The sequence below is a fragment of the Micromonospora sp. MH33 genome, from assembly GCF_003013775.1.
In the GTDB taxonomy this organism is placed as follows: Bacteria; Actinomycetota; Actinomycetes; order Mycobacteriales; family Micromonosporaceae; genus Micromonospora; species Micromonospora fulviviridis.
Genome location: NZ_MUYZ01000322.1, coordinates 1 through 7,593, shown reverse-complemented (window position 1 = coordinate 7,593; position 7,593 = coordinate 1). Strand labels below are relative to the sequence as shown.

General features: G+C 72.7%; 7 protein-coding genes and 1 pseudogene. All 8 read right to left on the bottom strand.

The features are described from left to right. On the bottom strand, positions 1 to 319 hold a 319-nt coding region (locus B0E53_RS30920; RefSeq protein WP_210406283.1), incomplete at its 3' end, for a DivIVA domain-containing protein. Positions 320 to 349: 30 nt separating this feature from the next. Beyond that, on the bottom strand, positions 350 to 1,495 hold the full coding sequence (rlmN, locus tag B0E53_RS30915) for a 23S rRNA (adenine(2503)-C(2))-methyltransferase RlmN (RefSeq protein ID WP_107079216.1): 1,146 nt from the start codon (positions 1,493 to 1,495) through the stop codon (positions 350 to 352). Between the two features lie 104 nt (positions 1,496 to 1,599). Beyond that, positions 1,600 to 3,021, bottom strand: a complete 1,422-nt coding sequence (locus B0E53_RS30910) for a phosphatidate cytidylyltransferase (protein ID WP_107079215.1) — start codon at positions 3,019 to 3,021, stop codon at positions 1,600 to 1,602. 256 nt (positions 3,022 to 3,277) lie between these two features. Beyond that, entirely contained in the window at positions 3,278 to 3,835 is a 558-nt protein-coding gene (gene frr / locus B0E53_RS30905; protein WP_107079214.1) for a ribosome recycling factor, read from the bottom strand. An 85-nt stretch (positions 3,836 to 3,920) separates the two neighbouring features. Next, a complete protein-coding gene (gene pyrH / locus B0E53_RS30900) occupies positions 3,921 to 4,688 on the bottom strand; it encodes a UMP kinase (protein WP_091268664.1) in 768 nt (255 codons plus the stop codon). Between the two features lie 165 nt (positions 4,689 to 4,853). Further along, positions 4,854 to 5,681, bottom strand: a complete 828-nt coding sequence (gene tsf / locus B0E53_RS30895) for a translation elongation factor Ts (RefSeq protein WP_107079213.1) — start codon at positions 5,679 to 5,681, stop codon at positions 4,854 to 4,856. A 134-nt stretch (positions 5,682 to 5,815) separates the two neighbouring features. Continuing rightward, on the bottom strand, positions 5,816 to 6,706 hold the full coding sequence (rpsB, locus tag B0E53_RS30890) for a 30S ribosomal protein S2 (protein WP_107079212.1): 891 nt from the start codon (positions 6,704 to 6,706) through the stop codon (positions 5,816 to 5,818). A 384-nt stretch (positions 6,707 to 7,090) separates the two neighbouring features. Beyond that, a pseudogene (locus B0E53_RS30885) lies at positions 7,091 to 7,593 on the bottom strand (hypothetical protein); the annotation flags it as partial.

The following is a 7,593-nucleotide window of genomic DNA, read 5'->3' as shown; positions in this document are numbered from 1 at the left end:
CACGGTCGTCGCGCATCGGCGGGCCGAGCCGGTCGGCCATCCGGGGATCGCCACCCCGCCCGCCGGGGGCGCCGGCGCGCTCCTCCAGCTCGGCGAGCTGCCGCTCCACCCGGTCGAGGTGCAGGTCGACCTGCCACTCGTCGTAGCCGTTGAAGCGGACCCGGAAGACGACGTCGTGAACCTCCTGGGAGGCCACGGGCGCGCCCACCGGCTGGCCGGCGAGTGTCGCCTCCACCCGGTCCAGGAAGGCGTCCACCTCGTCGACCTTGTATCCCCGGCGGAGCGCCTTACGCCGGAAACGCTGACCCTGACTCGCCACTATGTCTCCTGGTCTCGTACCGCTACGCCGTCACGCCGTTGCGGCGCGTGGGTCGCTGTCCCTGTCCTCGGCGGCGGCGAGCTGCCCACACGCTCCGTCGATCTCGCGACCCCGGGTGTCCCGCACCGTGGTGGACACCCCGGCGTCGCGCAACCGCCGGACGAACTCCCGCTCGACCGGCTTCGGGCTGGCGTCCCAGCGGCTGCCCGGAGTCGGGTTGAGCGGGATCAGGTTCACGTGGGCCAGCTTGCCGGCCAGCAGCCGCCCGAGCAGATCGGCTCTCCACGGCTGGTCGTTCACGTCCTTGATCATCGCGTATTCGATGGACACGCGACGCCCCGTCGTGTCCGCGTAGTCCCACGCCGCGTCCAGCACCTCGGACACCTTCCAGCGCTGGTTGACCGGCACGAGTTCGTCGCGCAGCCCATCATCGGGGGCGTGCAGCGACAACGCAAGGGTCACTGAGAGGTCTTCGCTGGCCAGTCGGCGGATGGCCGGGACCAGGCCGACCGTGGAAACCGTGATGTGCCGCTGGGACAGGCCGAGGCCCTCCGGGGCCGGGGCGACCAGCCGGCGGATCGCCGCCACCACCCGCGAGTAGTTGGCCAGCGGCTCACCCATGCCCATGAACACCACGTGCGACAGGCGCGGCGGGGAGCCGGCCACCGCCCCCGAGGCGGCCACCCCGGCCAGGTAGACGGCCTGGTCGACGATCTCGGCGGTGGAGAGGTTGCGGGTCAGCCCGGCCTGGCCGGTCGCGCAGAACGGGCAGGCCATGCCGCAGCCCGCCTGGCTGGAGATGCAGACCGTGACCCGGTCCGGGTAGCCCATCAGCACGCTCTCCACCAGCGAGCCGTCGTGCAGCCGCCAGAGCGCCTTGCGGGTGGCACCGTCGTCGCAGGCCAGCTCGCGTACCGGGGTGAGCAGGTTGGGCAGCAGCGTGCCCGCCAGCCGCTCGCGGGTGGCCGCCGGCAGGTCGGTCATCTGCGCCGGGTCGCGGACCAGCCGGCCGAAGTAGTGGTTCGAGACCTGCTTGGCGCGGAACGCCGGCTCCCCCAGCTCGGTGACGAGCGCCTGCCGGCCCGGCAGGTCCAGGTCGGCGAGGTGACGGGGTGGCATCGCGGGCCGGCGGCCGCGGGCGTCGGGGTCTACGGAGATCAGCGGGAGGCTCGTCATGGCGCGTCCAGTCTGACACGCCGAACGGGGGACGCACCTGTCCGCGGGTGCCGAATCGGCCCCGGCCGGCCGGCCGGTGCGACGCCAGCCGCGTGATTCACGCCTCAACCCGCCATCGGCACGAAGACGGCCAGCAGCAGGTACGCGGTCGGCACCGCGAACAGGATCGAGTCGAGCCGGTCCATCAGGCCGCCGTGCCCGGGGAGCAGGTTGCTCATGTCCTTGACCCCGAGATCGCGCTTGATCATGGACTCGGCGAGGTCGCCGAGCACCGCCGCGCCGGAGATCGCCATCCCGAACAGCGCGCCCCACCAGGGGGCCACGTCGAGCAGCAGCCAGAGCAGCAGGGCGCTGCCCGCGGCGGCCGCGGTCACCGAGCCGGCGAAGCCCTCCCAGGACTTCTTCGGGCTGATCGTGGGGGCCATCGGGTGCTTGCCGAAGGCCACACCGGCCGCGTAGCCGCCGGTGTCGGAGAGCACCACGGCGACCAGGGTGACCAGCACCCGCAGGTGGCCGTCGTCGGGGGCGGCCGCCAGCATCGCCGCGAAGCCGCCGAGGAAGGGCACGTAGACCGCGATCAGGGTGGCCGCGGTGAGGTCGCGCTGGTAGTTGCCGGGGCCGTCGCCCAGCCGCCAGATCATCGTGCCCAGCACGGTGACCAGCAGGCCGAGGCAGAGCGCGTCCGGGCCGGCGAACCAGGCCAGCCCGACGGTGATCACACCACCGGCGACCAGCGGCACCAGCGGCGGGTGGGCGCCGCTGCGGCGTACCGCGCGGGCCATTTCCCAGGAACCGATCGCCAACGCGGCGGCGACCACGGCGAGGAACGCCGGCAGGTAGAAGAAGAGCGGCACCAGGATCGCCGCGCCGAGGGCCAGCCCGACACCGATCGCGGCCGGCAGGTTGCGGCCCGCCCGGGAGGTCCTGGGCTGCACGGTCGGGGGACGGTCCGCGCTGGCCCGTCGCCGGCCCCTCGACCGGCGGGCCGCCGGCTGCTCCCGGTCCGGTCCGGGCTCGTCGCGCACCGCCGGGAGCTGGGTGGTCGGTTCGTCCCGTACCGGAGCGATCTGGGCGGTCGGGTACTCGTCGTCCGGCCGGCCGTGGCTCCGGTCCAGCGGGGTCGCGTCGTACCGTTCCCGCGGCTCGGCGCCCTGGCCCCGGTCACGCGGATCGTGGTCCCACGGCTCGCGGTCCACGGTCCGGAAACCGCCCGGGCCGGCCTCGCGATGGCCCCGCCCGGCGTCCACGTGGCCCGGGCCGCGGGGGGCCGGCTCGTCGCGCCAGCCCCGCTCCGGGGCCGGCGGCCCGTCGTACGGCCGGCGGCCGCGCGGCCCGTCATAGCCGTCGGACGGACGGGCGTACGGGTCAGTGGTGGGGCGGCCGGACGGACGGGCGTACGCCGCCTCCGGCCCGGCGTCCGGTCGGTGCCAGGGCCCGGGCTCCAGGTCCGTCTCCGGCCAGGGCAGCGGGGCCGGACGGTCCCAGCCGCGCGGCTCGGCGTTGCCGTAGGGGTCGGGGTGGGACATCACGCACCGGCAGGCGGTACGGGAGCCACCACATGACGCAAGACCAAGACCATCCCCTACAGCCGCGAGCAGTTCCAATTGACCGGCCCGACGGCCGGCCGATCCCCGCCGTTCACCCGGTGGTGGGCGGGAATCCTGCCGAGCCTACTGCACCCGGGAAGCCCGCACGGCCGACGCCGCCCGGCACGACGACGGCACCGGGCCGCCACCCGTGGCGGGCGGCGGCGCACCGGTGCCGTGACGGGTACGCGGGCGCTTAGACCTCGAGCAGCTCGTTCTCCTTGTGCTTGACCAGCTCGTCGACGTTGGCCACGAAGCGCTGGGTCAGGTCGTCCAGCTCCTTCTCCGCGCGCCGGCCCTCGTCCTCGCCGACCTCGCCGTCCTTGACGAGGCGGTCCAGCTCTTCCTTGCCCTTGCGGCGGATGTTGCGGACGGCGACCTTCGCCTCCTCGCCCTTGTGCCGGGCGACCTTGATCATCTCGCGGCGCCGCTCCTCGGTCATCTGCGGGAGCACGATGCGCAGCTGGTTGCCCTCGTTGTTCGGGTTGACCCCGAGGTCCGAGTCGCGGATCGCCTTCTCCATGGCGTTGATCTGCGAGTTGTCGTACGGCTTGATGATCACCATGCGCGGCTCCGGCACGGCGATGGACGCCATCTGCGGCAGCGGGGTCGGGCTGCCGTAGTAGTCGATGACGATCCGGGAGAACATCGCAGCGTTGGCGCGACCGGTGCGGATCCCGCCGAACTCCTCTTTGGCGTGCTCGATGGCACGCTCCATCTTCTCCTCTGCCTCGAGGAGGGTGTCGTCGATCACCGGTCTCCTCGCCTCCTTCTGTCGCTCGTCGTGGGTCGTGCTGGTGCTGCTGTGTCGGAGGACCGCTGTCGGATCGGCGGGCCGGTCAGGCGGTGATCAGCGTGCCGATCTTCTCACCGCCGACGGCACGGACGATCGTGTCGTCGCCCTGGGCGCCGAAGACCAGCATCGGCAGGCCGTTCTCCATGCAGAGGCTGAACGCCGCGGCGTCGGCCACCCGCAGGTTGCGGCGCAGCACCTCGGAGAAGGTGATCGAGTCGAGCTTGCTCGCCGTCGGGTCGATCCGGGGGTCGGCGGTGTAGACGGCGTCCACGCCGTTCTTGCTCATCAGCACCACGTCGGCGCGGATCTCCAGCGCCCGCTGGGCGGCCACGGTGTCGGTGGAGAAGTACGGCATCCCGGCGCCCGCGCCGAAGATGACCACGCGACCCTTCTCCAGGTGCCGGATCGCCCGCAGCGGGATGTACGGCTCGGCGACCTGGGCCATGGTGATCGCGCTCTGCACCCGGGTCTCGATGCCCTCCTTCTCCAGGAAGTCCTGGAGGGCCAGGCAGTTCATCACGGTGCCCAGCATGCCCATGTAGTCCGCGCGGGCCCGGTCCATGCCGCGCTTCTGCAGCTCGGCGCCGCGGAAGAAGTTGCCGCCGCCGACCACCACGGAGACCTGCACGCCGCGGCGCACCACGGTGGCGATCTGCCGGGCGATGGCCTGCACGACGTCGGGGTCGACGCCGATCGCGCCACCGCCGAAGACCTCACCGGAGAGCTTCAGCACCACCCGGCGGGCCCGACCGGGCGGCGGGGCGGTGGGATCATCCGCCGCCAGGCTCCGGTCACTCACAACCTGCGTCATCCGACCCGCCCCTTCCATCGCGCACCTCGTGGGCGCCGCGTACCGCGTACCTGCCGCTGCCGACCCTATGTGACGAGGAGGCCGCGGTGCCTGTCACGTACACCGGCGGCCTCCTCGTCGAAGATTTCCCTGCGCCCGGGCGCGTCATGCGCCCGGTGCGGCGGCTCAGGCCTGGCCGACCTCGAACCGCACGAAGCGGGTCACCTCGATGCCGGCGTCGGCCAGCAGCTGCTTCACCGTCTTCTTGTTGTCGGCGACCGACGCCTGCTCCAGGAGGACGAAGTCCTTGAAGAAGGCGTTGACCCGGCCCTCGACGATCTTCGGCAGCGCCGCCTCGGGCTTGTTCTCCTCGCGGGCGGTCTGCTCGGCGATGCGCCGCTCCGACTCGACGGTCTCGGCCGGGACCTCGTCGCGGGTCAGGTACTTCGGACGCATGGCGGCGATCTGCATGGCCACGCCGCGGGCGTCCGCGTCGCCGGCCTCATCGGCCTTGCCCGAGTACTGCACCAGCACGCCGACCGCCGGGGGCAGGTCCTGGCTCTTGCGGTGCAGGTAGACCGCGGTGGTGCCGTCGAGCTTGGCGAAGCGGTTGAGCACCAGCTTCTCGCCGATCTTGGCGGACTGCTCCTGGATCAGGTCGGCCACGCTCTTGCCGTCGATGGTGCTGGCGAGCAGCTCCTCGGCGTTGGTCGCGCCGCTGGCCACACCGTGCTCGACCAGCTGCTGGGCCAGCGCGATGAAGGCGTCGTTCTTGGCGACGAAGTCGGTCTCGCAGTTGAGCTCGAGCAGCGCCTGGCCGGCGTGGGCGATGAGGCCGTTGGCCGCCGTACGCCCGGCCCGCTTGCCGACGTCCTTGGCACCCTTGACGCGCAGGATCTCGATGGCCTTGTCGAAGTCGCCCTCGGCCTCGGTCAGCGCCTTCTTGGAGTCCATCATGCCGGCGCCGGTGAGGTCGCGGAGCTTCTTGACGTCCGCGGCGGTGAAGTTGGACATGACTCTCTCTTCGGTGTTTGAGACTGCGTGGGATGGTCTGGCTGCCGGTTACCCGGATCCGGGCCGGTTCTGCCCGGCGTACCCGTCGCGCCCCACCGACCGCGAAATCGGACGGTGGGGACGCGACGGCGAGATCACTCCGCGGCGGCGGTCGCCGGCTGCTCGGTAGCGGTCGCCGGCTGCTCGGCGGCGGTCGCCGGCTGCTCGGCGGCGGTCGCCGGCTGCTCGTCGGCCTTCTTCGGCTCCTCGAGCAGCTCGCGCTCCCACTCGGCCAGCGGCTCGTCGGCGCCGACCTGGCCCGGCTCGGGCTTCTCGTCGGCGCCACGGCCGCGGCCCGAGCGGGCGATCAGGCCGTCGGCGACGGCGGCGGCGACGACCTTGGTCAGCAGCTCGGCCGAACGGATCGCGTCGTCGTTGCCCGGGATCGGGAAGTCGACCTCGTCCGGGTCGCAGTTGGTGTCGAGCACGGCGATCACCGGGATACCCAGCTTGCGGGCCTCGTCGACGGCGATGTGCTCCTTCTTGGTGTCGACGATCCAGACCGCGGCCGGAAGCTTCTGCATGTCGCGCAGACCGCCGAGGGTCTTGGTCAGCTTCACCTTCTCGCGGGAGAGCTGGAGGGTCTCCTTCTTGGTGTAACCGGCGGCGGTGCCGCTCAGGTCACCCAGGGCCTCGAGCTCCTTCATCCGCTGGAGCCGCTTGTACACCGTCTGGAAGTTGGTCAGCATGCCGCCGAGCCAGCGGTGGTTGACGTACGGCTGGCCGACCCGGGTCGCCTGCTCGGCGATGGCCTCCTGGGCCTGCTTCTTGGTGCCGACGAAGAGGATGCTGCCGCCCCCGGCCACCGTGGTACGCACGAACTCGTACGCCTTCTCGATGTAGTCGAGGGTCTGGCGCAGGTCGATGATGTAGATACCGTTGCGCTCGGTGAAGATGAAGCGCTTCATCTTCGGGTTCCAACGCCGGGTCTGGTGCCCGAAGTGGACACCGCTCTCCAGCAGCTGGCGCATGGTCACGACGGCCATGGTGGGTACTCCCTGTTCATCCCTGGTTGTCCCGTCCGGCCGGCGGCCGGACGCCTGGCGCCCGGTCGCCGGCCAGGGTGGGCCCGATCAAGACCGGGACCAGGGAGGCCGTCGCCCCACGAGAGGTCCGTGGAGAGGGCGCGCGAGGTCGACCGCGCGAGGCGGTCGCCAGTCGACCAGTGTACGCGCCTTCTCGGCCCCCCGGTCCCGGGGTTCGGGAACCCCCATCCCGCCCCTTTCCGGACGCCCGGCGCCGGCACGCCGAGGCCCGACATCCGGGACCGGCCCGGTTACCCGCCGGCCGACCGGGTCAGGGGGCGGCGGGCGCGCCCCGCCGCCGGACCTGGTCTGCGGGCGGCGGGGCGGCGCGGACCCTGGACCGGGTCAGCGGGCGGCGAGGGCGGCCGCGAGGAAGAGCACCAGTCCGACCGTCAGGTAGGCGGTCGGCGGGCGGAGCCAACCGCGGCTGCCGTCGGCGAGGGCCAGCCCTCCGGTGCGCAGCCCGTACAGGCCGGTGCCGAAGATCGGCAGCCCGACCACCAGGAACGTGCCCACCACGACGTGCGAGGTGGAGACCGGGTCTCCGACCAGGCCGCGCAGCAGTACGCGCAGCGCCGGGATCTCCAGGACGAGCACCATCACCGCCAGCAGGACCGCGAGCGCGGGACGGCGGGTCCGGTAGACGCCGTCGCCGGGCGGCGGACCGTCGAGCCGGGGCGCGACCGACGGCATCGGGCCGGTCGGCATCTCCAGCGGGTGCGGGGCCGGCCCGGCCGCCAGTTCCGGCCCGGGGACGCCCGGCCGCTCTCCGACGACCAGCGGGGTCGCCGCGCCGGGACCCGGCCGGTCCCCCACGGTGATCGGCGTCGCGCCGGCGTGGGCCGGCT

Coding starts and splice junctions, on each gene's coding strand:
- rlmN (WP_107079216.1), bottom strand. CDS start 1,495: ATGACGAGCCTCCCGCTGATCTCCGTAGACCCCGACGCCCGCGGCCGC.
- B0E53_RS30910 (WP_107079215.1), bottom strand. CDS start 3,021: ATGTCCCACCCCGACCCCTACGGCAACGCCGAGCCGCGCGGCTGGGAC.
- pyrH (WP_091268664.1), bottom strand. CDS start 4,688: ATGACGCAGGTTGTGAGTGACCGGAGCCTGGCGGCGGATGATCCCACC.
- tsf (WP_107079213.1), bottom strand. CDS start 5,681: ATGTCCAACTTCACCGCCGCGGACGTCAAGAAGCTCCGCGACCTCACC.
- rpsB (WP_107079212.1), bottom strand. CDS start 6,706: ATGGCCGTCGTGACCATGCGCCAGCTGCTGGAGAGCGGTGTCCACTTC.